The 22743-nt window shown below is 70.4% G+C and carries 20 protein-coding genes; 12 read left to right on the top strand and 8 right to left on the bottom strand.

All coding sequences use genetic code 11. From position 1 onward, the window contains the following. Positions 1 to 84: 84 nt before the first annotated feature. Genes ACFWHU_RS26170 through ACFWHU_RS26155 form a run of 4 tightly spaced genes read right to left on the bottom strand, consistent with a single transcriptional unit; the run spans position 85 to position 3591 of the window. Positions 85 to 942 carry a 1,4-dihydroxy-6-naphthoate synthase gene (locus tag ACFWHU_RS26170; RefSeq protein ID WP_385802775.1) on the bottom strand — a complete coding sequence of 286 codons (858 nt, stop codon included), beginning with the start codon at positions 940 to 942 and terminating at the stop codon, positions 85 to 87. Next, on the bottom strand, positions 939 to 1679 hold the full coding sequence (locus ACFWHU_RS26165) for a futalosine hydrolase (protein ID WP_387227663.1): 741 nt from the start codon (positions 1677 to 1679) through the stop codon (positions 939 to 941). Before ACFWHU_RS26165 ends, ACFWHU_RS26170 begins: the two co-directional genes overlap by 4 nt. Before the next feature lie 43 nt (positions 1680 to 1722). Next, on the bottom strand, positions 1723 to 2214 hold the full coding sequence (locus tag ACFWHU_RS26160; protein ID WP_387227661.1) for a DUF2771 domain-containing protein: 492 nt from the start codon (positions 2212 to 2214) through the stop codon (positions 1723 to 1725). Between the two features lie 27 nt (positions 2215 to 2241). Next, the gene (locus tag ACFWHU_RS26155) at positions 2242 to 3591 is read right to left on the bottom strand and encodes an MFS transporter (RefSeq protein WP_385802771.1); all 1350 of its coding nucleotides are present in this window, start codon (positions 3589 to 3591) and stop codon (positions 2242 to 2244) included. Positions 3592 to 4009: 418 nt separating this feature from the next. Between ACFWHU_RS26155 and ACFWHU_RS26150 the strand changes: the two genes are divergently transcribed. After that, positions 4010 to 4960 carry a DUF3027 domain-containing protein gene (locus ACFWHU_RS26150; protein ID WP_387227658.1) on the top strand — a complete coding sequence of 317 codons (951 nt, stop codon included), beginning with the start codon at positions 4010 to 4012 and terminating at the stop codon, positions 4958 to 4960. A 56-nt stretch (positions 4961 to 5016) separates the two neighbouring features. On the opposite strand, the gene ACFWHU_RS26145 is transcribed toward ACFWHU_RS26150, so the two are convergent. Then, positions 5017 to 5208: a hypothetical protein gene (locus ACFWHU_RS26145; protein WP_387227925.1), complete on the bottom strand. Its 192-nt coding sequence runs from the start codon at positions 5206 to 5208 to the stop codon at positions 5017 to 5019. Between ACFWHU_RS26145 and ACFWHU_RS26140 the strand changes: the two genes are divergently transcribed. The 7 genes from ACFWHU_RS26140 (at position 5146) to ACFWHU_RS26110 (ending at position 15031) form a co-directional block, all read left to right on the top strand. Beyond that, positions 5146 to 5547 (top strand): UTRA domain-containing protein, encoded by a 402-nt coding sequence (locus ACFWHU_RS26140; RefSeq protein WP_387227656.1) that lies wholly within the window; start codon positions 5146 to 5148, stop codon positions 5545 to 5547. The genes ACFWHU_RS26145 and ACFWHU_RS26140 overlap by 63 nt on opposite strands. Before the next feature lie 389 nt (positions 5548 to 5936). After that, complete coding sequence (locus ACFWHU_RS26135; RefSeq protein ID WP_387227654.1) at positions 5937 to 6815, top strand: nucleic acid/nucleotide deaminase domain-containing protein; 879 nt, start codon at positions 5937 to 5939, stop codon at positions 6813 to 6815. Further along, positions 6812 to 8491: a hypothetical protein gene (locus ACFWHU_RS26130; protein WP_387227652.1), complete on the top strand. Its 1680-nt coding sequence runs from the start codon at positions 6812 to 6814 to the stop codon at positions 8489 to 8491. The genes ACFWHU_RS26135 and ACFWHU_RS26130 overlap by 4 nt, the downstream gene beginning before the upstream one ends. A 99-nt stretch (positions 8492 to 8590) precedes the next feature. After that, entirely contained in the window at positions 8591 to 10135 is a 1545-nt protein-coding gene (locus ACFWHU_RS26125; RefSeq protein WP_387227649.1) for a nucleic acid/nucleotide deaminase domain-containing protein, read from the top strand. A 14-nt stretch (positions 10136 to 10149) separates the two neighbouring features. After that, positions 10150 to 10698 (top strand): SUKH-4 family immunity protein, encoded by a 549-nt coding sequence (locus ACFWHU_RS26120; protein ID WP_387227647.1) that lies wholly within the window; start codon positions 10150 to 10152, stop codon positions 10696 to 10698. A 256-nt stretch (positions 10699 to 10954) separates the two neighbouring features. Beyond that, positions 10955 to 14059 carry a sacsin N-terminal ATP-binding-like domain-containing protein gene (locus tag ACFWHU_RS26115; protein ID WP_387227645.1) on the top strand — a complete coding sequence of 1035 codons (3105 nt, stop codon included), beginning with the start codon at positions 10955 to 10957 and terminating at the stop codon, positions 14057 to 14059. A 117-nt stretch (positions 14060 to 14176) separates the two neighbouring features. Beyond that, positions 14177 to 15031 (top strand): DUF5707 domain-containing protein, encoded by an 855-nt coding sequence (locus tag ACFWHU_RS26110; protein WP_385802763.1) that lies wholly within the window; start codon positions 14177 to 14179, stop codon positions 15029 to 15031. A gap of 108 nt (positions 15032 to 15139) precedes the next feature. On the opposite strand, the gene ACFWHU_RS26105 is transcribed toward ACFWHU_RS26110, so the two are convergent. Together ACFWHU_RS26105 and ACFWHU_RS26100 are read right to left on the bottom strand one after the other, a co-directional pair. Beyond that, positions 15140 to 17596 (bottom strand): HAD-IC family P-type ATPase, encoded by a 2457-nt coding sequence (locus ACFWHU_RS26105; protein ID WP_387227642.1) that lies wholly within the window; start codon positions 17594 to 17596, stop codon positions 15140 to 15142. 98 nt (positions 17597 to 17694) lie between these two features. Next, the gene (locus ACFWHU_RS26100; RefSeq protein ID WP_387227640.1) at positions 17695 to 18039 is read right to left on the bottom strand and encodes a DUF2530 domain-containing protein; all 345 of its coding nucleotides are present in this window, start codon (positions 18037 to 18039) and stop codon (positions 17695 to 17697) included. 181 nt (positions 18040 to 18220) lie between these two features. Between ACFWHU_RS26100 and ACFWHU_RS26095 the strand changes: the two genes are divergently transcribed. Continuing rightward, positions 18221 to 19639 carry an NCS2 family permease gene (locus ACFWHU_RS26095; protein WP_385802759.1) on the top strand — a complete coding sequence of 473 codons (1419 nt, stop codon included), beginning with the start codon at positions 18221 to 18223 and terminating at the stop codon, positions 19637 to 19639. Between the two features lie 39 nt (positions 19640 to 19678). Here ACFWHU_RS26095 and ACFWHU_RS26090 read toward each other — a convergent pair whose 3' ends face one another. Next, positions 19679 to 19861 carry a ribbon-helix-helix protein, CopG family gene (locus ACFWHU_RS26090; protein WP_354606068.1) on the bottom strand — a complete coding sequence of 61 codons (183 nt, stop codon included), beginning with the start codon at positions 19859 to 19861 and terminating at the stop codon, positions 19679 to 19681. A 164-nt stretch (positions 19862 to 20025) separates the two neighbouring features. Between ACFWHU_RS26090 and ACFWHU_RS26085 the strand changes: the two genes are divergently transcribed. The 3 genes from ACFWHU_RS26085 to thpR all read left to right on the top strand — a co-directional run bounded on the left by ACFWHU_RS26085 (position 20026) and on the right by thpR (position 22559). Then, positions 20026 to 20463 carry a MarR family winged helix-turn-helix transcriptional regulator gene (locus ACFWHU_RS26085; protein WP_078076637.1) on the top strand — a complete coding sequence of 146 codons (438 nt, stop codon included), beginning with the start codon at positions 20026 to 20028 and terminating at the stop codon, positions 20461 to 20463. 66 nt (positions 20464 to 20529) lie between these two features. Next, complete coding sequence (locus ACFWHU_RS26080; protein ID WP_387227636.1) at positions 20530 to 21882, top strand: MFS transporter; 1353 nt, start codon at positions 20530 to 20532, stop codon at positions 21880 to 21882. A gap of 92 nt (positions 21883 to 21974) precedes the next feature. Then, the gene (gene thpR, locus ACFWHU_RS26075) at positions 21975 to 22559 is read left to right on the top strand and encodes an RNA 2',3'-cyclic phosphodiesterase (RefSeq protein ID WP_385802753.1); all 585 of its coding nucleotides are present in this window, start codon (positions 21975 to 21977) and stop codon (positions 22557 to 22559) included. Positions 22560 to 22743 lie beyond the last annotated feature (184 nt).

Below are 22743 nucleotides of genomic sequence, written 5' to 3'. Positions count from 1 at the left end.
ACGCTAGGGCGGGCCCGGCGGTCGCGTATCGGCCGCGCGGACCAGGCCCGCACCCCCGGGTCCTAGGACCGAGGTCCCGGCGGGTCAGCCGAAGGACAGCGCTTCCGGGGAGAGCGGCGGAACCAGGCCCTCCGCCGACGCGCGGGTGAGGAGCCCGCGGACCGCCGCGTAGCCGTCCGGACCCAGGTCGGCGGTGAACTCGTTGACGTACAGGCCGATGTGCTGCTCCGCGACCGCCGGGTCCATCTCCTGCGCGTGGGCGCGGACGTACGGACGGGACGCCTCCGGGTCGTCCCACGCCATACGGACCGACGTACGCGCCGAGTCCGCCAGCAACTGGAGCGTGTCCGAGCCCAGGTTCCGCTTGGCGATGATCGCGCCCAGCGGGATCGGCAGGCCCGTCGTGGACTCCCAGTGCTCGCCCATGTCGGCGAGCCGGTGCAGCCCGTAGTCCTGGTAGGTGAAGCGCGCCTCGTGGATGACGAGCCCCGCGTCGACCTTGCCGTCGCGCACCGCGGGCATGATCTCGTGGAAGGGCATGACCACGATCCGGCCCACCCCGCCCGGCACGACCTCTGCCGCCCACAGCCGGAACAGCAGGTAGGCGGTGGAGCGTTCGGACGGTACGGCGACGGTCCGGCCGGTCAGATCGGCGGCCGGCTCACGGGTCAGGACCAGCGGACCGTTGCCCCGGCCGAGCGCCCCGCCGCACGGCAGCAGCGTGTACTCGTCGAGGACCCACGGCAGCACGGCGTACGACACCTTCAGCACGTCAAGCTCGCCGCGCTCCGCCATGCCGTTGGTGATGTCGATGTCCGCGAACGTCACGTCCAGCTCGGGGGCGCCGGGCACCCGGCCGTGCGCCCAGGCGTCGAAGACGAACGTGTCGTTGGGGCAGGGCGAGTACGCGATCCGCAGGGGCGGGGCGGCGGCGTGCCTCATGGCGACTCCTCGAAGACGGGGCTGAGTTGCTGGAAGGCGTACCGCAGCGCGTCCAGCGCCGGGCCGATGCGCCATGCCGAACGGTCGCGCGGGCCGACGGCGTTGGAGATCGCGCGGATCTCGATCACCGGCAGGGAGTACGCCGCGGCGGCCTCAGCGACACCGAACCCCTCCATCGCCTCGGCGGCGGCGCGCGGATGACGCGAAGTCAGTTCGTCGGCACGGGCCGCCGATCCGGTCACGGTGGAGACGGTGAGCACCGGCGCGTGGACGGCGTCCAGCAGGTGCGCGATCCGGGCGGCCCGCCCCGGAGGCGGGAGATGGACGGTGCGGCCGAAGCCCAGCTCATCCACCGGGAGGAAACCGCCGGGCGTCTCGGCGCCCAGGTCGGCGGCGACGATCGCGTCGGCCACCACCAGCGAGCCGAGGGGGGCGAGCGGTTGGAACCCGCCGCCGATCCCGGTGGAGACGACCAGGTCGTACGGCACGGCGGAGACGGACGAGGTGGCGGAAGCGGGGGCCGGGGCGGAGGCGGACGCGACGGCCAGTGCTGTCGCCGTACCGGCCGCCGCCGCTGCGGGGCCGACCCCGGCCGCCAGTACGTCGGCGCTCGGGTGGGCGTTGAGGACGTAACCGCCCGGCAGGGCGCGCTCCGCGGCCGCCGTACCGGATCCGCCCAGTCCGGCGGAGACCGCGTCGGCCTCGGCCGTCACGGCCGTCACGACGAGTACGCGCACGAACGCCCCTCCCTCGCCCGGAAGCCCGGCCAGTACGCCAGGATCAGGACTTTTTCTTCAGCTCGAAGTTCCAGACACCGGTGACCGCCTTCTCCTTCTCGCTCGTCTCCACGATCCCGAGATTGACGGACTTGATCAGCTCGCCCGTCTGCGAGGCGAAGAACGAACTCGCCTGGATGGTGCGGTACGTGTCCTTGTTCGGCTCCGGCTCGACCCGCTGACCGTCGATGTAGAAGGTCCAGCCGTTGTCCGCGATCGCCGGGTCGACGCCGAAGTGGATCCGGTCGTCGAGGGAGACCGAGATGGTCTTCCGCCCCGACGTGTCGTTGAGGCACTTCGCCAGCACGGACTCCCCTCCCAGCGACTTGCCGTCGTTGTAGCAGGCCGCCTCGGAGTGCACGGAGTCCGTGCCCACCGTCACCGTCGCGACCGGCGTCGGCTTGTCGCAGGCCGAGAGGACGAGCAGGCCCGCGGACACGGCGCCGAGCGCGACACCGGTCCGGCGGGCCCTGTCAGAGATAAACGCAACGGTCATGGGCCGAAGGCTATCGCCCGGCCGGTCTCATCCGACGCGCGGGTGCGGCGCGCCGTGCCGGGCCGCGCCGAGCAGCCCCCGTACGGAGAACAGCGCCCCGGTCGCGACCAGACCGGCGGCGACCGACATGCCGAGCACGCCGTTGAGCGGCAGCGCGATACCGATCGCGCCGCCCACCACCCAGGACATCTGGAGCAGCGTCTCGGCGCGCGCGAAGGCGGACGTACGGACCTCCTCCGGGACGTCCCGCTGGATGCACGCGTCCAGCGACAGCTTCGACAGCGCCTGGGTGAAACCGGCCGTGGTGGCGAGCACCGCGATCGTCAGGCCGCCGAAGAACACCGCGGCGAAGATCGCCGCCGCGAGCGCCAGACCCAGCACCGTCGCGATGATCACCTCGGGCGCGCGGGCCTTGAGCCAGGCGCCCACCGCCGTACCGATCGCGTTGCCCGTACCGGCGCAGACGCCCACGATGGCCAGCGAGACGGCGGCGCTCTGCCCCGCGAGCGGGTGCTGCCGCAGCAGGAACGCCAGGAAGAAGATCAGGAACCCGGAGAGCGCGCGGTGCGCCGCGTTCGCCTGGAGGCCGTTGAAGACGGACGGGCCGACCGTACGCAGACTCGGCCGCTTCTTGCCCGCGCGCGCCACCAGCCGCGCCTTGTGCTCGCCCTTCGCGGAGTCCACCTTCGGCGGCATCGTGAACGCCAGGAACGTGCCCGCGACGAAGATGACGAACGCCCCGTACAGCGGCCACTGCGGCCCGATCTGGTGGAGGCCGGCCCCGATCGGGGCCGCCGCACCCGTCGCGAGCAGCCCCGCGAGCGTCACCCGGGAATTGGCCCGGACCAGTGGAAACTTCGGTGGCAGCAGTCTTGGCACGACGGCGCTGCGGACGACCCCGTACGCCTTGGAGGCGACGAGTACGCCCAGCGCGGCCGGATACAGCTCGAGACCGCCCGTCGCCACCGCGCCCGACATGGTCAGCGCGAGCAGCGCCCTGGTCAGCATGGCGCCGGCCATCGCGGCGCGGCGGCCGTGCGGAAGGCGGTCGAGAAGGGGGCCGATCACCGGGGCCAGGAGCGTGAAGGGGGCCATGGTGACGGCGAGGTAGAGCGCGACGCGGCCACGGGCCTCGTCGGTCGGTACGGAGAAGAAGACCGTCGACGCGAGGGCGACGGTGATCATGACGTCACCCGCGCCGTTCACGGCGTGCAGCTCGATCAGCCTGCCGAGGCCGGACTCGCCCGCGCCGTGCGCGTGCGTGGCCTTGCGGATGCCTTTGGCGGTGCCGGTGAACGGCAGGTGCAGGGCACGCCCGACCGACCGGCCCGCTCTGCGGAACGGACCGGGCTTCTCGGACGACCTGACGGCTGCCACCCCGTCATACTGCCCCCACTTCGGGTGAGGGAACGCTCGTGACGTCGCTGACGCGCTGACTTCGGCTCTTCTTCTCATTACTTTGCCGAGATTTCACGGCCGTCCAGGTACCCGCTCCACCGCTGTCTCCCAGCCCTTTCCCGGGCCGTCGCACCGCCTCCGGGCTGCCCGAACTACGGGAAAGGGGGCGTGCAGGTGGGCGGCGGGCGGTGGAGGGGGTAGCGTGCGTAGCGCGCCACCGGCGGTTGTTCTCGGCCGCGCGCCTCTTCGTCATCCCGCAGAATGGTTGACGGTAGGTGTGCCCGAGAGGCCTCGGGCGTGGACGTCGATGCGGCCCTCTGGTCCGCTCCGCCCTCGGCCCGTGCATCGCGACTCGGCCGGCGCACCCGTGAAACGGCGTAGGAGAGAAGCGAGACCTGTGAGTGCTGCGACGACTCGAAGCCGAACCCCCGACCGCCTGTGCGCAGAGGCGGTAGACCTCGCGAGGGCGGCAGCCGAGGAGGCTGCCGCGCCCGGTGTCGTCGGCGAGCATGTGTCGGCGGTGTCCGAGGGCGACCGCGTCGTCACCCATCTCTTCGAATGCAAGGAGATGGGCTACCGCGGTTGGCGCTGGGCGGTGACCGTCGCCCGCGCGTCCCGCTCCAAGCTCGTCACCCTTGACGAAACGGTGCTGCTGCCCGGCCCCGACTCTCTCCAGGCCCCCGAATGGGTGCCGTGGAGCGACCGGCTGCGACCCGGCGACATGGGTCCCGGCGATCTGCTGCCGACCGAGGCGGAGGATCTGCGCCTGGAGCCCGGCTACAGCGGCGAGGACGCGCCCCCGCCGAACTCCGTCCTGCGCGACGTCGTCACCCCGCAGGCCCTGGCCGACCTGGTCGAGGCGGAGGACATCGAAGTCACCGCGGAGACGGACCGCGACACCGCGACGGCGACCACCGTCCGCGGCACCATCTCGGCGGTCGCCGAGGAGCTCGGCATGCGCCGGGCCAGGGTGCTTTCCCGGTACGGGCTCCACATCGCGGCGGACCGCTGGGACGAGGCGTTCGGCGCGAAGACCCCCATGGCCCAGGCGGCGCCCGCGCCCTGTGTCTCCTGCGGCTTCCTCCTGCCGCTCGCGGGCTCGCTGCGGCAGGCGTTCGGCGTCTGCGCGAACGAGTTCTCACCGGCGGACGGACGGGTGGTGTCCCTGGCGTACGGCTGCGGCGGCCACTCCGAGGCGGCCGTGATGCCCACGCCCCCGCGCCCGGCACCGCACGTGCTGGACGAACTGGGCGCGGACGCGTTCGAACTGGGACTCCCGGCGAAGGACGGTGCCGATGACGGGGCGCCGTCGCCCGGCGACGCCCCGGAGAACCCGGGACCGGCCTGACCGATCGGCCCAAGACCGCCCGCACCTGGCCCGCCCGGCGGCCGGTCCGTCCTCAATCACCGGACGGGCTTGCCGAGCCCGGGGACGCCGACGCCGGAGCCACGCCGTACACCCGCGACCAGGACGTCGGCCGGTCCGAGTACCGGCTCGACAAGCGGTTCGAACGGGGCCCGGCCAACGCCGAGTTGGCCGCGCTGTTCGAGTGCGAGCCCGGCGAACGGCTCCTCGCCCGGCACTTCGTCTTCCACGACAACGACCAGCCGACGCAGATGTCCAGCAGCTACGTGCGTTGGTCCGACGTTGCCGGCACCCCCGTGGCGGATCCGATCAACGAGCCGTGGCCGGGCGGCACCCGCGCGCAGCTCGGCAGCCTGGGCATCCACGTCAACCGCGTCACCGAGAGTTTCACGGCTGCGATGCCGACCGAGATCGAGGCGGCGACCCTGCGCGTCGGTGCCGGGGTCCCGGTGCTGCGGTACACCAGACGGCATATCGCGGACACCGGACGCATCGTGGAGGTCGCCCATCCGATTGTGCGTAGAGGCGACTCCACAGTCGTCGACTTCGTCATCGACCTGGACGACTGAACCCCGGAAGCACGAAAGAGCCGCCCGCTCGCGGGGGCCCGCGCCCTGCGGCGGCGTGTGCTCAGGCGGGCCTTTCCCAATCTTCGGCGGTGACGGTGCGTGGGGGTTGCGGAATGTTCGGCGAGGTCGTCGGCCGTGGCTACGCCGAGTACAGGTCAGGCGTGGACGAGGAGGAGCGCAGACGCTCGTCGTCGGTGGCCCGGTGGTCAGCAGGCTGCCGGGCACTCTCGATCTGCGGCCGAACGGCGAGTATTTCGAGCCGGGTTGCGCCCGCCTCACACCTTCGGCCTCCGAACCCAGGCAGCTGGCGTCAGGTGAACGAACCCCACATCACATCAAGTTCAGTAGGCTCATAGACCACCCTGCTGTCCGCTGTGCGAGGTAGCTCGATGTCGATGTCGTCCCGTGATCCGGTCAGCGCGCAGTTCGGCGCAGAGGGGATGCGTCGCTTCCGCGTCGGTGCTGCCGCCGATGTACGACTGCCTGACTCTGCACGCGCGGGCCTTGAGGAGACGGGCGTGCCGCTGCAAGTCCCTCCTTATTTCACGGCCGCTGGTGAGAGCGATGCGCTCCAGCTCGGTACTTTCGCTGCTCATTCCGGTCTTTCCCGCCCCGCGGCGGGGTTTGAGGGGTGGCCGCGTGTGGGGCATGACGGGCTGGCCCATATGTGCGTACGGCCTGACGGCGCCGTCCAGGCGGTCATGCTGGAGGGAGGCGAGGAGGACTTGTTCGTCAGCTCGGATCTCGAGGCGTTCAACGCGTCGTTGGCGGTGCTGGACCGGGTGCTGCCGGTGATCGCGACCTCGTCCGATCTGCCCGAGGCGGCCGGTGTGTTCCGTGAGCTCAACGAGGCGCTGCGCGGTGTCGACGAGGGGGCGTTCAGCGAGCGGGAGGGTTGGTGGCCGCGGGTGTTGGACGATGTGCGGCACACACTCAACTTCCCTTTCTCCGCTGCGTTCGAGTACGTCGACGGGGCCGGGGAGAAGCACATCGTCACGGAGGCGACCGGGCCGGGGCGTGAGCATCCGGAGGAGCTTGTCTGGCGGGAGCTGTCTGCCCTGGGTGTGGCGCCGGGGCAGGTGCGGCGGGTGTTCTGCGAGTTGCAGGCGTGCATGATGCCCGGTCACTACTGCGCGGTGTGGATGCAGCGGCTGTTTCCGCAGGCGGAGTTCACGCACGCATTCGACTACGGCAGTGATGCCGCGTCCCGCGAGGCGGGGCTCAAGGGACTGATCGCGCGGGCGGCCGAGCAGGCAGGCCGCGGGTGAGTGTGACGAAGTGGGCGCGGCCCGCGGTCGGCCGTGAACCGGCCGGTGCCGCGCTGCTTGCATGGCTGGCTGACTCCTCCGCGGCGGTCCTGTGTCTGGTCACGGGCGGTGCGGGGTGCGGGAAGTCGACGTTGCTGGCATGGCTGGTGGGGCACGGCACCCGTGCGGGCACCGAGCGGGAGCGGGTGGTGCATGCTTTCGTGCCGCTTGCCGGGCTGAGTGTGCGCGGCGCGGTGTGGACGCTGGCCGACCAGCTGGGTCTGATGGCGCGGGGGCCGGAGGAGTTCCTGGCACGGCTGACCGCTGACCGCCGTCCGGTCACCATCGTCCTACCCGACCTGCACGCTGCTACCGATCCAGGTGTGCTCACCGAGCTGGTGCTCGCGCTGAGTACTCAGGACCATGTGCGGCTTGTGGTCGAGACCCGCTCGGACACCCCTGTTCACCGGCAACTGGCCGCCAGCGGGGCGGCGGTGATGGATTTGGATGAACCGCGGTGGACGGATGAGGCCCGCCGCCGATCCTGGAATGCCGCCCACGGCGAGACCATCGCTCCCCCGGCCCCGGAGCGGCATCAGGTCGCCGCCGTCGTGGAGTTGAATGACCCGGCCGCGCTTTGCGCGGCCGATCCGTGGCTGGTCACCGCCGCTTTCGACGCTGACCAGGAGGAGCGCGGGGGGCTTCGTTCCGCTTGGCTGCGTGCCGGGCAGTCGCTGTGCCGGGACCAGGACAGCGCGGAGCGCGCGCTGGTGCTGCTCACCGCCCTGGGCGACGCCGCGGATCCGCGGCTGCGGCCCGAACTGGACCAGTTGGCGGCCACCGCGGGCTGGCGGCTGGGATGGTCCAGGATTCGGGGGGACATGGCCCCGCCGTGGCCCGGGCCGGTCTTCGCGATGACCACTGCGGGGCTACCCGCCGGCCAAGCACTCCTTGCCGACCACCAGGGTGTACTGCGGACCGTGAACACGGCCGACTGCACCCCCAACGGGCGGATACCCCAGCTGCAGTCCCCACTTGTCGGGCTCGGCCTCCTCACGGACTCAACCGTGCTGGCCCTCGACGACCAGGGCCGAGTGAGCGCAGAGACGCTGCCCGGTGCGGCGCGGCCAACGGGCCTCGCGGCTCTCCTCGATGACCGGCCGACACCCGCTCAGCGGCTCACCGATACCCTCCGCACCCATCTCGTCCGCTCCGCCGGCCGCGCACTCTGCGCCACGCCCGGTGTGGTGGCTGTCGGCGGAGGCGATGGCACGGTGCACGCCTTCACACCCGGTTCGCCGGACGAGGCTCCACGTACCTGCCGCCTGCACACCGGCCGCGTCACCGCGCTGGCGGCGCTCGACCTTCCGCTCGGCGACGACGGGCAGACGGTGCCGCTGCTGTACAGCGCAGGAGCCGACGGCCGCGTCCGCGCCTGGTCGCCCGCCGCCGACCCGCAGCTCACCCCCGTGGCCGAACGCCCCAGTCCGGTCACGGCGTTGAGCGCGACACACACCCCCCGTGGCCCGGTCCTCGCAGTCGCCTGGGCGGACGGGCTGGTGGAGTTGCGCTTCCTCGATGGGGGAGAGACACGACATCTGTGGCCCGGTACGGCGGTGAACGCGCTGGCCCTGACGGCCGACGGGAGCCTGCTGATCGGGACTGACGACCGATTGCTCTGCCTGCACCCGCGGTGACGTAGCTGAACTCAACCACCCCACTGTCGCGCCTAGTTGACGGCACCTCACGCCCCGTAGAAAGTGTGATGAGCTGATCATCGAGGGGGAATGTGCGGCGTGGGGAAGAAGCTGCCCGATGAACTCGTCGAGGTGCTCGACCTCGTCGGCGTCCAGTGGCCCAACATCGACGAGGACGAGGTCCGCGACAGCGCAAAGGACTACCGGCAACTCGCCGAGGGCCTTCGGGACGTCATCAAGGAAGGCAACACCGCCTGCGCCCACATCGTCGGAGGCCGCAGCAAGGGCGCGACCGTCACGGCCATCGACCGCCGCTGGGGCAAACTCACCACCAAGGACCTCACCACCTTCGCCGCGGCGCTCGACGACCTGGCCGGCGCCCTCGACGACTGCGCCGGCCTGATCGAGGCCTGCAAAGCCGCCTGCATCGTCGAACTCGGCGCCACCGCGACAGCCGCCACCGTCGGTGTCGTCGGCATGTTCTTCACCGCCGGCATCAGCGGACTGCTCTCCGCCGGCGCCATCGCCGCCTGCCGCTTCGCCCTGCACGAAATCATTGACTACGCCATCGGTGAGATCACCGCCATCGTCACCGACAAGATCGAGGCGAAAATCCTCGGCAAGATCGAGGACGTCTTCACCGACCACCTCGACGCCGACGGCGGTGAGAACCTCTCCGGCTACACCACCGGCAGTACCGACATGGCCCAGGACCTCGCCATCGAGTTCGACGACTTCGACCGGGCCACCGGTGGCTACCAGGAAACCCGCGACAACTTCGACAAGAAGAAGGGCACCCACAAGACCGGGGGCTCCAAACGCCGCAGTTCGGTCAAGAAGGACAGCCGCTTCCACAAGCTCGCCACCGTCATGGACAAGGCCGAGGACGCCGTCGACAAGAAAGCCGACGAAACCGTCGACGTCCTCGAAAAACACGGCGGGAAAATAGACAAGAGCAAACGGGAACAGAAAGAGCGCGACGAGAAGACCAAACGCGACATCGACTCATGCGAGGACGTCGATGGCCACGACGTCCGCACTTACATGCTCAACGCCGACGGCACTGTGGACCGGATTTTGCCGAACGGAACCATCGCTCCGAACGGTCTCGACGACACGGACAAGCTGAACCTTGCCAACATCACAACCAACGGCAAGGTATGGCGGCCGGTGGAGGACTCAGAAAAGCGAGAATGGAACACACCGACTGACCACACCGGCACGGTTTCGTCGAAAAAGATTGACCCGAACACCAGTGATCTGGCCCAGGCGACACAGTTGGCTCGGAAGGCGCACGACTACTACAAGGGAAAGAACTACGCTGCCGGTAGGTACGTCGACCCGGAGAGCGGTCGTCAGTCAATTCTCGTCGGACGCAGCGAAGGAGGATTCCACTCGGAGAAGCAGATCGGTCATCCGTTGTTGCACACCAAAAACCAATCCGGACTGACGGAAATGTTCACAGAGCGGGAACCTTGCCAGAAGAATCCGCAATGCAATAGATGGCTGGACTATTACTTCAAGTCGGCCAATCCAGATCTTGAGGTGACGCACGCAGCCAACTATGATCAGTTCAGCCCCGGCCAGGGCAAGGAGCACAGCAAGTATGTCGATGACCTCAAGAAGGCTCACGGGAAGGGCTAGAGTAAAATAGCGACATGATCTCCCCCGTTTCCTACAGCGACCTGACGCAGCTTTATGGGATGGATGGTGTGGTGCTCTACCCCATCCAGGATTCCAGTTCTGTTGATGCTGCGACTGCACAGTTCCTTGGGTCCGTGGGCCTGCCGCACGACAGGTTCTTCAGCTCCCGTGCCGGGCTGGCGGGATCGGAGCGAGACCCATATGTATTGGCCCCCTTGTTCGCCCTGGGGAACCGATACTGCCCCGAGGAGTCGCGCGCTTGGCATGTTCTGGGTTACCTGCCCGCGGCGCTCGTGGTTCTCGCTCCGTCCTCCGGAGCCGTGTACATGTTCCAGGAAAGCGCGCGTGATTACCAGCTCGCGCATCGAGATGTCGCGGCGCTTGTGCATTGTCTGACGCAATTCAGGAAACTCGAAGACGCATATAATTCACCAGAACCCGATGTCGAGGATCTGGTCGACACATTCCGTGAAGCGGTCAACTCATTCGACCCGACTCCGCTGGCCGACCCCGATTCTGAATGGAATCGAATGCTGGAGGAAGTGCTCGAGGAAATGTGGTAAAGCTGCACTGAAGGGCATTGAAGTCGTTCAGGGATCGGCTCGTTGACCGCGAGTTCGTCGGGAGCGGGCAGCACGGCGGAGGCGATGAGCGCGCGTGGACACCCGCCGGCGCCTTCCTGACCGGGCCGGGCTACCGAACGGGCCCGGCCGTAGCCCAGACCCCCACCCCGCCGGACGCCCGTCGCGCGGTACGTTCGGGCCCGCACACTTACCGAGTAGCGGACCGGTAGGCGGACGGACAGAGTGGAGTCACAGGGTGAGCGTCACGACGACCGAGGGGGCCGACCCGTTCGGGACGGGGCGGCTGCGGCGTGCGGTACTGGCCTCCTGGGGTGCGGGTCCCGCCCGTTTCCGGGAGGACGCCAACGCCGAGGAGGACCTCGCCCTCGGCGGCTACCGTGACCGCCTGATCGTCGAGCTGGCGCAGAACGCCGCCGACGCCGCCGCCCGCGCCGGCGCCCCCGGCCGGCTCCGGCTCACCCTGCGGCCCGCCACGGCCGAGGGTCCCGCCGTGCTCGTGGCCGCCAACACCGGCGCCCCCCTCGACGCGACCGGCGTCGAATCGCTCAGCACACTGCGCGCCTCCGCCAAGCGCGAGGGGCACGAGTCCGCCGTCGGGCGGTTCGGTGTCGGCTTCGCCGCCGTCATCGCCGTCAGCGACGAACCGGCCGTCGTCGGCCGGCACGGCGGCGTCCGCTGGTCGCTCGCCGAGGCGCGCGGGCTGGCCCAGGAGGCCGCCCAGGGGAGCCCCGGGCTCGGCGACGAGCTGCGCCGCCGCGACGGGCACGTGCCGCTGCTGCGGCTGCCGCTGCCCGCCGAGGGCAGCGCGCCCGAGGGTTACGACACCGTGGTCATCCTGCCCCTGCGGGACGGGACCGCGCTCGACCTGGTCGAGCGGCTGCTCGCCGCGATCGACGACGCGCTGCTGCTCACCCTGCCCGGCCTCGCCGAGATCGTGGTCGAAACCCCCGACGGCGAGCGGGTGTTGAGGCGCAGTGTGCACGGGGCGTATGTGCACGTCGAGGACAGCGCGGCCGAGGCCCTGAGCCGCTGGCGGGTCGTCAGCCACCACGGCGCCACCGCGCCCGAACTTCTCGAAGGCCGCCCCGTCGAGGAACGCCTGCGCCCCCACTGGGCGGTCACCTGGGCCGTCCCCGTGGACGACGAGGGCGCCCCGGCCCGGCCCCGTACCGCACCCGTCGTGCACGCCCCGACGCCGACCGACGAACCCCTCGGTGTCCCGGCGCTGCTGATCGCCTCGCTGCCGCTGGACACCACCAGGCGCCACCCCGCGCCCGGACCGCTCACCGACTTCCTGGTGGAGCGCGCCGCCGACGCGTACGCCGAACTGCTCGGCGACTGGCAACCGGTGTCCACCGGCACCATCGACCTGGTGCCGGGACCGCTCGGCAAGGGCGAGCTGGACGGCGTCCTGCGGGCCGCGATCCTGCGACGCCTGCCGCGCGTCGCCTTCCTCGAACCGGCCGCCCCCAGCGAGGAGTTGACCGCGCTGCGGCCCTTCGAGGCGGAGGTCGTGGAGGGCGCGGGCGACGACACCGTACGCGTACTGGCCGAAGTACTGCCCACGCTGCTGCCCGCCGGACTCGAACGGCGCACGGAGCTGCGGTCCCTGGCGGTGGGCCGGTTGCCCCTCGGTGACGCGATCGAGCGCATCGGCGGCGCCGAGCGGGCCCCCGAGTGGTGGCGGCGGCTGTACGAGTCGCTGGCCGGTGTCGACCCGGACCGGCTGTCCGGGCTGCCGGTGCCGCTCGCCAGCGGCCGTACGGCCGTAGGGCCCCGGCGGGTCCTGCTGCCGCTCGCCGACACACCGTCCGACCTGGCCAGGCTCGGGTTGAAGGTGGCGCACCCCGACGCCGCCCATCCGCTGCTGGAGAAGCTGGGCGCCCTCCCCGCCTCGCCGCGTGCCGTGCTGACCACCCCGGAGGTACGGGCGGCGGTCGCCGCCTCGCTGGACTCCGGCGAGGTCTGGGACGAGGAACAGGGTCTGGACGCGGAGGAGTTGGCCGAGACGGTCCTGGCCCTGGTGCGGGACGCGGATCTGGACGCGGGCGACGAGCCGTGGCTGGCGGCGCTCGCCCTGCCCGACGAGGACGGCGAACTCGCCCCCGCCGGTGAACTCGTCCTGCCCGGCAGCCCGTTCGCCGCCGTCATGCGCGAGGACGAACTCGCCCTGTGCGACGCCGATCTGGCCGAACGCTGGGGTGAACAGCCCCTCGCCGCCTGCGGGGTGCTGGCCAACTTCAGCCTCGTACGCGCCACCGACGTCGTCCTGGACCCCGACGAACTGGAGCCGCGCGACGGCGACTTCGCCGAACCCGACGACGCCGGTCTCCTCGACGCCGTCGACGTGTGGTGCGAGGACGTCCTGGACCGGCTTCCCGAGACGCCCGTGCCGCCGGTCGCCACCGAGATCGTCGCCGTACGGGACCTGGACCTGGTGGACGACGACGCCTGGCCGCAGGCGCTGGCCCTGCTGGCGCGGCCTCCGCTGCGGGACGCGCTGACCACGCCCGTACGCGTGCTGCTGCCCGACGGCACCACCGAGAGCGTGCGCTCGTACACCGCGTGGTGGCTGCGCGACCACCCCGTGCTCGACGGGCGCCGCCCCGCCGGGCTGCGCGCGGCGGGCGGCGATCCGCTGCTGGCCGGGTTGTACGACTCCGTGGACGCCTCCGGCTTCGAGGACGCGCAGGTGCTGCGCGCCCTGGGCGTGCGGACATCGGTCGCCGCGCTCCTCGACGAGCCGGGCGGCGCCGCCGAGCTGCTGACCCGGCTGGCCGACCCGGACCGCGAGGTGACGGCCCGTCAACTGCACGCCCTTTACACGGCGCTCGCGGATCTCGACCCCGAACAGGTCACGCTGCCCGACGAGTTGCGCGCGGTCGTGGACGGCGAGGTACGGATCGTGGACGCGGCGGACGCCGTGATCGCGGACGCGCCCGACCTGCTGCCGCTGACCGCCGGACTGCCGCTGCTGCCGGTCGCCCCGGCCCGCGCCGCCGACCTCGCGGAGCTGCTACAGGTCGGACGGCTCGGCGAGAGCGTCACGGCGGAGGTGACGACCGAGGGCGAGGAGTACGACGTCCCGGAGTCCGTCCACGTACTGCTCGGCGCGGGCACGCCCGCCACCTATGTCGAGCACGAGCGACTGCTCGCGGGCGGCGTGGAGTTGGACTGGCGGCGCACACCGGACGGCACGGTCCACGCGTCAACGGTGGAGGGCGTCGCCGCGGGGCTCGCCTGGGCGGCGGGCCAGTGGCCGCGCCGCTTCGAGGTGGCCGCCCTGCTGGAGGACGCGTCGCGGACGGAGGAACTGGCGCGGGACCGCTGGTTCGACTGAAGTCGTCCGGGCAAGAGGTGCGATCTTCACGAAAGTCGCACGTTGTGTACAACCATTACGTCCTGATCCTCGTCTGTACAGGTGAGCCAACAGGCTCACTGACAAATGGGGAAATGCATGCGAATCCGCGCCACTGTTGCCGTCGCGACCGGTGCCCTGGCTCTGTCGGCCCTCGCCGTGCCGGCCACCCAGGCCGCGCCCGCGGAGACACGTCCCGGCGTGCCGTCCTACGGCTCCGCCACCCACCAGGGCTCCGCCGCCGCGCCGAAGGGCAACGCCAGGGCGGCTGCCGAGGCCCCGGTCATCAACAAGGCCGTGGTCAACGGCGGCAAGCCCATCGTCGTCGGCACCACCGCCGTCAAGAAGGTCTCCGTCTCGATCACCGCGTCCCACCCGGCCGGCATCGCCGACGCCGACGCGATCATCTGGATCGGCTCCAGCCTCGACGACCCGGATTCCTTCGGCTTCGGAGCGCCCGGTGCGTTCAAGTGCACGGCCGCGAGTGCCACCACCTCGACGTGCACCCAGACCATCGAGGTCGACCCGCTGTGGCTCATCAACAGCGACTCCAAGACGTGGAACGTCGGTGTCTGGGCAGCGTCGAACGACGACTACAGCGTCCAGAACGACAAGTTCGCCAAGACGAACCTCCAGCGCCTGTCCAAGATCACCGTCAACGCCGCCCCGGAGCCGGTGAAGAAGGGCGGCACGATCACGGTCACGGGCAAGCTGTCCCGCGCCAACTGGGAGACGGGCACCTACAAGGGCTACGCGACCCAGTCCGTGCAGCTCCAGTTCCGTAAGAAGACCAGCACCACCTACAACACGGTCAAGACGGTCAAGACCTCCAGCACCGGCACGCTGAAGACCACCACCAAGTCCACGGTGGACGGCTACTGGCGCTGGAACTTCGCCGGCACGTCCACGACCCCGGCGGTCATCCCGGCCGGCGACTTCGTCGACGTGAAGTGACGTAGCAGCCCGAGCTCGGTACGAAGGGCCCCGCGCACCCGGCGCGGGGCCCTTCGTCGTCCGGTCTCCCGGTCGGCCTTCGTCGTTCCGTCTCCCGGTCGGCCGTGCCTACACCGGGTACTTCCGGTCCACCACCCGCCAGGCCACTTCCAGCAGCACCCCGCCCACGGCCGCGATCGCCACCGCCGTCCACGGCATCGTCGTGCCCACCAGCTTCAGTGCGAAGAAGTGCTGGAGCGACGGGACGACCAGCACCACCAGGAAGCAGAATCCCATCGTCAGCACCAGCCCCACCCGCCACCAGGTGTACGGGCGGGCGATGATCGCCAGGACCCACATCGAGACCAGGAACAGCGTCAGTGTCGCCGCGCTCGTCTCGGCGGGCAGGGAGCCCGGACCGCTGTAGTGGGAGCGGGCCAGCAGATACGTCGTGAATGTGGCGGCCGCGGCGATGACGCCGCTGGGTATCGAGTAGCGCATCACCCTGCGTACGAAGTTCGGCTTGGCGCGCTCCTTGTTCGGCGCCAGGGCCAGGAAGAACGCGGGGACGCCGATCGTGAGCGTGGAGATCAGCGTCAGATGCCGGGGGAGGAACGGATACTCCACCTGCGTGCACACCACCAGGATGGCCAGCAGTACGGAGTAGACCGTCTTCGTCAGGAACAGCGTGGCGACGCGTGTGATGTTGCCGATGACGCGGCGGCCCTCGGCCACCACCGAGGGCAGCGTCGCGAAGCTGTTGTTCAGGAGCACGATCTGGGCGACCGCCCGTGTCGCCTCCGACCCCGATCCCATCGCGACGCCGATGTCGGCGTCCTTCAGGGCGAGGACGTCGTTCACACCGTCACCGGTCATCGCGACCGTGTGGCCGTGCGACTGAAGCGCGCCCACCATCTCCCGCTTCTGCTGCGGGCTGACCCGGCCGAAGACCGTGGCCGAGTCGAGCGCCTTCGCCATCTCGTCGCGTTCGCCCGGCAGCTGGCGCGCGTCAACCGTACGGTCCGCGCCCGGCAGCCCGAGTTTCGCGGCCACGGCGCCGACCGAGACCGCGTTGTCGCCGGAGATCACCTTCGCCGCGACGTCCTGGTCCGCGAAGTACGTGAGGGTCTCTGCGGCGTCCGGGCGCAGCCGCTGCTCCAGTACGACCAGGGCCGTCGGCACCGCTCCGGCCGTCACGTCGGGTGCGTCGAGCGGGCCGGTGCCCTCGACGCGGGCCAGCAGGAGCACCCGCAGGCCCTGCTCGTTGAGGGAGTCGATCTCCGCGAGCGTCGGATCACCGGCGGGCAGCAGGACGTCGGGCGCGCCGAGGAGCCAGCTCGTGGGCCCGCCCTGGCCGACCTCGAACGTGGCGCCGCTGTACTTACGGGCCGAGGAGAACGGCAGCGCCGCCGTGGCGCGCCACCCCGAGTCGTCCGGATACGCGTCGATGATCGCCTGGAGGCTGGCGTTGGGCCGGGGGTCGGACGCGCCGATGGCACCGAGCACCGTGCGTACGTACGCCTCGTCCGCGCCGCCCAGCGGGCGCAGTTCGGTGATGTCCATCCCGCCCTCGGTGAGCGTGCCCGTCTTGTCGAGGCAGACGACGTCGACGCGGGCCAGGCCCTCGATCGCCGGCAGCTCCTGGACGAGGCACTGCTTGCGGCCGAGCCGGATGACACCGATCGCGAAGGCGACCGAGGTCAGCAGGACCAGGCCCTCCGGGATCATCGGGACGATGCCGCCGATGGTCCGGGCGACGGAGTCCTTGAAGTTGCTCTCCTTGACGACCAGCTGACTGATGATCAGCCCGATCGCCGTCGGGACCATCATCCAGGTCACGTACTTGAGTATCGTGCTGATGCCGGTGCGCAGTTCGGACTGGACGAGCGTGAAGCGCGAGGCCTCCTCGGCGAGTTGGGCCGCGTACGCCTCCCGTCCCACCTTCGTCGCCCGGAACGCGCCGCCGCCCGCGACCACGAAGCTGCCCGACATCACCGTGTCGCCGGGGCGCTTGAGCACCGGGTCGGCCTCACCGGTGAGCAGGGACTCGTCGACCTCCAGATTGTCGGCCTCGAGGATCTCGCCGTCCACGACGACCTTGTCACCGGGGCCCAGCTCGATCACGTCGCCGAGGACGATCTCGGAGGTGGAGATCCCGGCCGCGACGCCGTCGCGCCGTACGACCGGCTTGGCCTCGCCGATGACGGCCAGACCGTCGAGCGTCCTCTTGGCGCGCAGCTCCTGGATGATGCCGATGCCGGTGTTCGCGATGATGACGAAACCGAAGAGGCTGTCCTGGATCGGCGCGACGAACAGCACGATCGCCCAGAGCACACCGATGAGCGCGTTGAACCGGGTGAAGACGTTGGCGCGGACGATCTCGGCGGTCGAGCGACTGCTGCGTACGGGAATGTCGTTGACCTCGCCCCGCGCGACCCGCTCGGCGACCTCCGCGGCGGTCAGCCCCTTGGCCCGGCCGGGCGCGGGCAGTTCCCTCGGGTGGACGGGGTCGAGCTCCGCACCCGCGTCGATTGAGGGGCCGCGTGGCTCGCCGCCGCCGGTGTCGATCTTCGCCCGCTGAGTCATGAGGTCGACGTTACGGCCGTGCGGGGGCGTTTACCCGCCGAGTGACCCGAAGATCCGACCGAGGTACGAGAGGTACGAGCACAAGTCGTCCCGAGGCACTACGGCGCGGAGTCCCCGGCGGACCCGGAGCCGGTGTCCGACGCCCCCGGTTCGGCGCCCGGTTCGCCCCCGGCTTCCGTGGCCGGTTCCGTATCAGCGTCCTTGGCCGCGTGCCTGATGGCCGCGTCGCGCCTGAGCACGTACCAGACGCCGATCAGCCCCAGCCCGGCGCCGGCCAGACAGGTCCACACCCACCAGATGTGCCCGTGGTCGTCGAACCAGCCGTAGAACGGGAGCTGCACGAGGAAGAGGACGAACCAGATGACGGTGCCGCCGACGATGGTCGGGACGACCGGCCCCTCCAGGGGCTCGGGTGCCTCATGCGTCGGGGTCCATTTGGCCATGGCGTCAGTGTATGCGGCGGCCCCCGGCCAGGCCGGGCGCGGTCCCGCACGGCTCTACGCGCGGAGATAGCGATCACCGGCCCATCTGTTCATACTGAAACGGTTTTGCGAGATGGCCCGTTCCGCGTGGCCGGTTCCATTCGTTCGAACAACCGATGACCACGACGACCGAGGGTTGCGCATGCCCGTCCAGGACAAGGCCACCGCCCCGGTCGCCATCGACCGTTTCTTCAAGATCTCGGAGCGCGGGTCCACCGTCGCCCGCGAGGTGCGCGGCGGCTTCGCCACGTTCTTCGCGATGGCCTACATCATCGTGCTGAACCCGATCATCCTCGGCAGCGCGAAGGACCTGTACGGCCACCAGCTCCAGGGCGGCCAGCTGGTCACCGCCACCGTGGTGTCCGCGGCTTTCGCCACGCTCCTGATGGGCGTCATCGGCAATGTGCCGATCGCGCTCGCCGCCGGGCTCGGCGTGAACACGATCGTCGCGCTCCAGCTCGCCCCGAGGATGAGCTGGCCCGACGCGATGGGCATGGTCGTCCTGGCCGGTTTCCTGGTGATGCTGCTGGTCGCGACCGGGCTGCGGGAACGGGTGATGAACGCCGTACCGACCAGTCTCCGCAAGGGCATCGCCATCGGTATCGGCCTCTTCATCATGCTGATCGGCCTGGTCGACTCCGGCTTCGTCTCGCGTATCCCGGACGTCGCCGGGACCACCGTGCCGCTTCAGCTCGGCTCGAACGGCCACCTCAACGGCTGGCCCGTGCTGGTCTTCGCACTCGGCGTGGTGCTCACGCTCGTACTGATCATCCGCAAGGTGTCGGGTGCGATCCTGATCTCGATCGTGACGATGACGGTCCTGGCGCTCGTCATCGAGGCGGTCGCCGAAGTGCCGAGCTGGGGCCTGACGACCCCGAAGTGGCCGGGCAACCCCGTGGCCGTCCCGGACTTCGGACTGCTCGGTCAGTTCAGCCTCTTCGGCGGCTTCGCGAAGGTCGGCTTCGTCACCGGCCTGCTCTTCGTCTTCACCGTGCTGCTGTCGACGTTCTTCGACGCGATGGGCACGATCCTCGGCGTCGGCGACGAGGCGAAGCTGATGGACGAGAAGGGGCGGCTGCCCGGGATCAACCGCGTGCTGTTCGTCGACGGCGTTGCCGTCGCCTACGGCGGCGCGACCTCGTCCTCCGCCACCACCTGCTTCGTTGAGTCCACGGCGGGGGTCGGCGAAGGGGCGAGGACGGGACTCGCGTCCGTCGTGACGGGCACGCTCTTCTCGCTGTCGCTGTTCCTCACACCGATCGCGACGATGGTGCCGTCCCAGGCGGCGACGCCCGCGCTGCTGGCGGTGGGCTTCCTGATCCTCGCCGGGTCGGTCAGGGACATCGACTGGAGCGACTACACCGTCGCCGTTCCCGCCTTCCTGGCGATGGTGCTCATGCCGTTCACGTACTCGATCACCAACGGCATCGGCATCGGGTTCATCACCTTCAGCCTGCTGCGGCTGGCGGCGGGCCGGGGCCGCGAGGTGCCGGTGGCGATGTACGTCGTGTCGGCCGTGTTCGTCTTCTACTACGCGATGCCGGCGCTGGGCCTCACGTGACGGCCGGTTTCTCCGCCGCGTACGTCACGCCCGCCGGCGTCACGCCGCGCCGTAGAACCTCTCCGTCTCGTCGACGGACGCCCTGAAGCGCTCGTCGAAATCGTCGCGCATGAGCGTCCCGACCACATAGTCCTGGACGCTCATTCCGCGTCTGGCGGCGTGTTGCCGAAGCCGGTCGAGCAGCTCACCGTCTATCCGCAGGCTGAGCACTGTCGATCCCATGCCGACCAGAGTCGCGGGCGCCTGTGGGCCGTCGCGTGACTTTCCGCGGTTGTCTCACTCGTTCGAGTGAGCCACGGGCGCTCGATGTGTGGGATCTGTGAGCCCTGGCGTGGAGAGCTGCTTTCCGTTTTCCTTAGCCAAGGTAATGAGTTACGCTAAAGAACATGCCTGACCTATCCCACGGCGACGACGCGGCCGCCGTGAACGCACTCCGCTCGGCCGTCATGCGGCTGGGCCGACGCCTCAAGCACCAGCGCGTCGACGAGTCGCTGAGTCCGACCGAGATGTCGGTGCTCGGCACCCTCGCCCGCTGCGGCTCGGCCACACCCGGCGAGCTGGCCCGCAAGGAGCACGTACAGCCGCCGTCGATGACACGGATCGTCGCCCTGCTCGAAGCCAAGGGACTGGTCCGGCTGGAGCCGCACCCCGACGACCGCCGACAGAAGGTGGTCACGTCGACCGAGCGGGCCGAAGCCATGCTCGAAGAGAGCCGCCGCAAGCGGAACGCCTGGCTGACCGCCGTGGCCGAGGGCCTGGACGAGGACGAATGGTCCAAGCTCCGCGCCGCCGCGCCGGTGCTGGAGAAACTCGCGCACCTGTAGCCGCCCGTCGCCGATCTGTAGCCGCCCGCAGAAGCACGTTGTCCACGCCGAGGAGGCGAACCAACTTTGAGTACGGGATCCGGAGCAGACTCCGCCCCCGCACCGACCACCCCCGACCCCGTTCAAGGGACAGAACAGCCCCGCACGAGCATGTTCAGCTCGCTGAAGATCCGTAACTACCGGCTCTTCGCCACCGGGCAGGTCGTGTCGAACACCGGCACCTGGATGCAGCGCATCGCCCAGGACTGGCTGGTGCTCACCCTCACCGGATCCTCCACGGCCGTCGGTATCACCACGGCCCTGCAATTCCTGCCGATGCTGCTCTTCGGCCTGTACGGCGGCGTCATCGCCGACCGGTGCAACAAGCGCACGCTGCTGCTCGGCACCCAGGCCGCGATGGGAATCACCGGCCTCGCGCTCGCCGCGCTCACCCTGAGCGGTCAGGTCCAGGTGTGGCACGTGTACGCCACGGCCTTCGTACTCGGCCTGGTCACGGTGGTCGACAACCCGGCACGGCAGTCGTTCGTGCACGAGATGGTCGGCCCGGACCAGCTCCGTAACGCCGTCAGCCTGAACTCCGCCAACTTCCAGTCCGCCCGGCTCGTGGGCCCGGCCGTCGCCGGTGTGCTGATCACCGCCGTCGGCAGCGGCTACGCCTTCCTGCTCAACGGAGTGTCGTTCATCGCGCCGCTCACCGCCCTGCTGCTGATGCGCAACTCCGAGCTGCTGAAGGTCGAACGCACCCCGCGCGGCAAGGGCCAGCTGCGGGAGGGACTGCGTTACGTCGCGGGCAAGCCCGAGCTGATCTGGCCGATCGTGCTGGTCGGGTTCATCGGCACCTTCGGCTTCAACTTCCCGATCTGGCTGTCCGCCTTCGCGGACGACGTGTACGACGCGGGCGCCGGCACGTACGGCCTGCTCAACACCCTGATGGCGGTCGGCTCCCTGATCGGCGCCCTGCTCGCGGCCCGCCGGGGCACCTCCCGGATGCGGCTGCTGGTCGCGGCGGCGGTCCTCTTCGGTGTGCTGGAGATCGTGACCGCGTTCGCGCCGACGTTCTGGCTCTTCGCGGCGCTGCTCGTGCCGGTCGGCATGTGCGGCCTGACGGTCAACGTCACCGCCAACTCCAGCATCCAGATGACCACGGACCCGGCCATGCGCGGCCGGGTGATGGCCCTGTTCATGATGGTCTTCACGGGCGGTACGCCGGTCGGCGCCCCGATCGTCGGCTGGGTCACCGACACCTACGGCGCCAGGGTCGGCTTCGCCTCCGGCGGCGCGGTCGCCGCGCTGGCGGCGGTGGGCGTGGGCGTGATGCTCGCCCGGGTCGGCGGCCTCCGCGTCAAGATCGACCTGCGGCGGGGGCACCAGCACGTGACGTTCGTCCAGCGGGAACAGCCACTGGCGACGGCTGCTTGAGTGACGGCGCCCGCTCTCCGGAAGGATCCGGGGGAGCGGGCGCCACGACAACCACGGTGACCGGGTCACGCCGGGCTGCCAGACTGGCCGGCATGCGTCTATTCGCCGCCGTGCTGCCGCCCGTCCATGTCGCCGACGAGCTCGCCGAGGCCGTCGACCGGCGGGTGCGGGGGCTTCCCGGGGCCGATGGGATGCGGTGGACCGGGCAGGCGGGGTGGCACTTCACGCTCGCCTTCATGGGGGAGGTCGACGACGCGCTCGTGCCCGAGCTGACCCAGCGGCTGGAGCGTGCGGCGCACCGGACGGAAGCGTTCTCGCTGCGGCTGCGCGGCGGCGGGCACTTCGGGGGGCGCGCGCTGTGGGCCGGTGCCGCCGGGGGTATCGCCGAGCTGCGGCGGCTCGCCGAGCGCGCGGACGCCGCCGCGCGCCGGACCGGGGTGCCGATGGAGGAGCACCGGAGCTACCGGCCGCACCTCACGCTGGCCCGTACGCGGATCGATACCGACCTCAGCCCCTACGTGGCCGCGCTCGACGGCTTCGAGGGGACGCCGTGGGAGGTCGGGGAGCTGGCGCTCGTACGGAGCCGGCTGCCCGTGGCCGGGGTGCCGGGGGAGCAGCCGCGCTACGAGACGCTGGTGCGCTGCCCCACCGTGAGGCCCGCCGCGCGCGGCCGTTAACCTCGACGCGTGGACCCCAAAACCCGGAACCGGATCATGGCCGCCGTGCTGGTGCTGATGTTCGTGATCGTCGCTGTGGCGGGAGCGGTCGGCTAGGGCCTGTCGTTCGGATCTTGCCGGGCTCGCGGTCCCTGGCACGCACGCCCGCCGCGTTGTCGTCGGTCGCCAACGCTCCGCGTTGTCT

Source organism: Streptomyces sp. NPDC060366 (assembly GCF_042725135.1).
Lineage (GTDB): Bacteria > Actinomycetota > Actinomycetes > Streptomycetales > Streptomycetaceae > Streptomyces.
The sequence above is the reverse complement of the archived record's forward strand: the minus strand, read 5'-3'. Positions and strand labels throughout refer to the sequence as shown.

Excerpts from the sequence above, each read along its gene's own strand:
- ACFWHU_RS26170 (WP_385802775.1), bottom strand. The coding sequence starts at position 942 with ATGAGGCACGCCGCCGCCCCGCCCCTGCGGATCGCGTACTCGCCCTGC.
- ACFWHU_RS26160 (WP_387227661.1), bottom strand. The coding sequence starts at position 2,214 with ATGACCGTTGCGTTTATCTCTGACAGGGCCCGCCGGACCGGTGTCGCG.
- ACFWHU_RS26135 (WP_387227654.1), top strand. The coding sequence starts at position 5,937 with ATGTCGATGTCGTCCCGTGATCCGGTCAGCGCGCAGTTCGGCGCAGAG.
- ACFWHU_RS26120 (WP_387227647.1), top strand. The coding sequence starts at position 10,150 with ATGATCTCCCCCGTTTCCTACAGCGACCTGACGCAGCTTTATGGGATG.
- ACFWHU_RS26110 (WP_385802763.1), top strand. The coding sequence starts at position 14,177 with ATGCGAATCCGCGCCACTGTTGCCGTCGCGACCGGTGCCCTGGCTCTG.
- ACFWHU_RS26105 (WP_387227642.1), bottom strand. The coding sequence starts at position 17,596 with ATGACTCAGCGGGCGAAGATCGACACCGGCGGCGGCGAGCCACGCGGC.
- ACFWHU_RS26100 (WP_387227640.1), bottom strand. The coding sequence starts at position 18,039 with ATGGCCAAATGGACCCCGACGCATGAGGCACCCGAGCCCCTGGAGGGG.
- ACFWHU_RS26095 (WP_385802759.1), top strand. The coding sequence starts at position 18,221 with ATGCCCGTCCAGGACAAGGCCACCGCCCCGGTCGCCATCGACCGTTTC.
- ACFWHU_RS26090 (WP_354606068.1), bottom strand. The coding sequence starts at position 19,861 with ATGGGATCGACAGTGCTCAGCCTGCGGATAGACGGTGAGCTGCTCGAC.
- ACFWHU_RS26085 (WP_078076637.1), top strand. The coding sequence starts at position 20,026 with ATGCCTGACCTATCCCACGGCGACGACGCGGCCGCCGTGAACGCACTC.
- thpR (WP_385802753.1), top strand. The coding sequence starts at position 21,975 with ATGCGTCTATTCGCCGCCGTGCTGCCGCCCGTCCATGTCGCCGACGAG.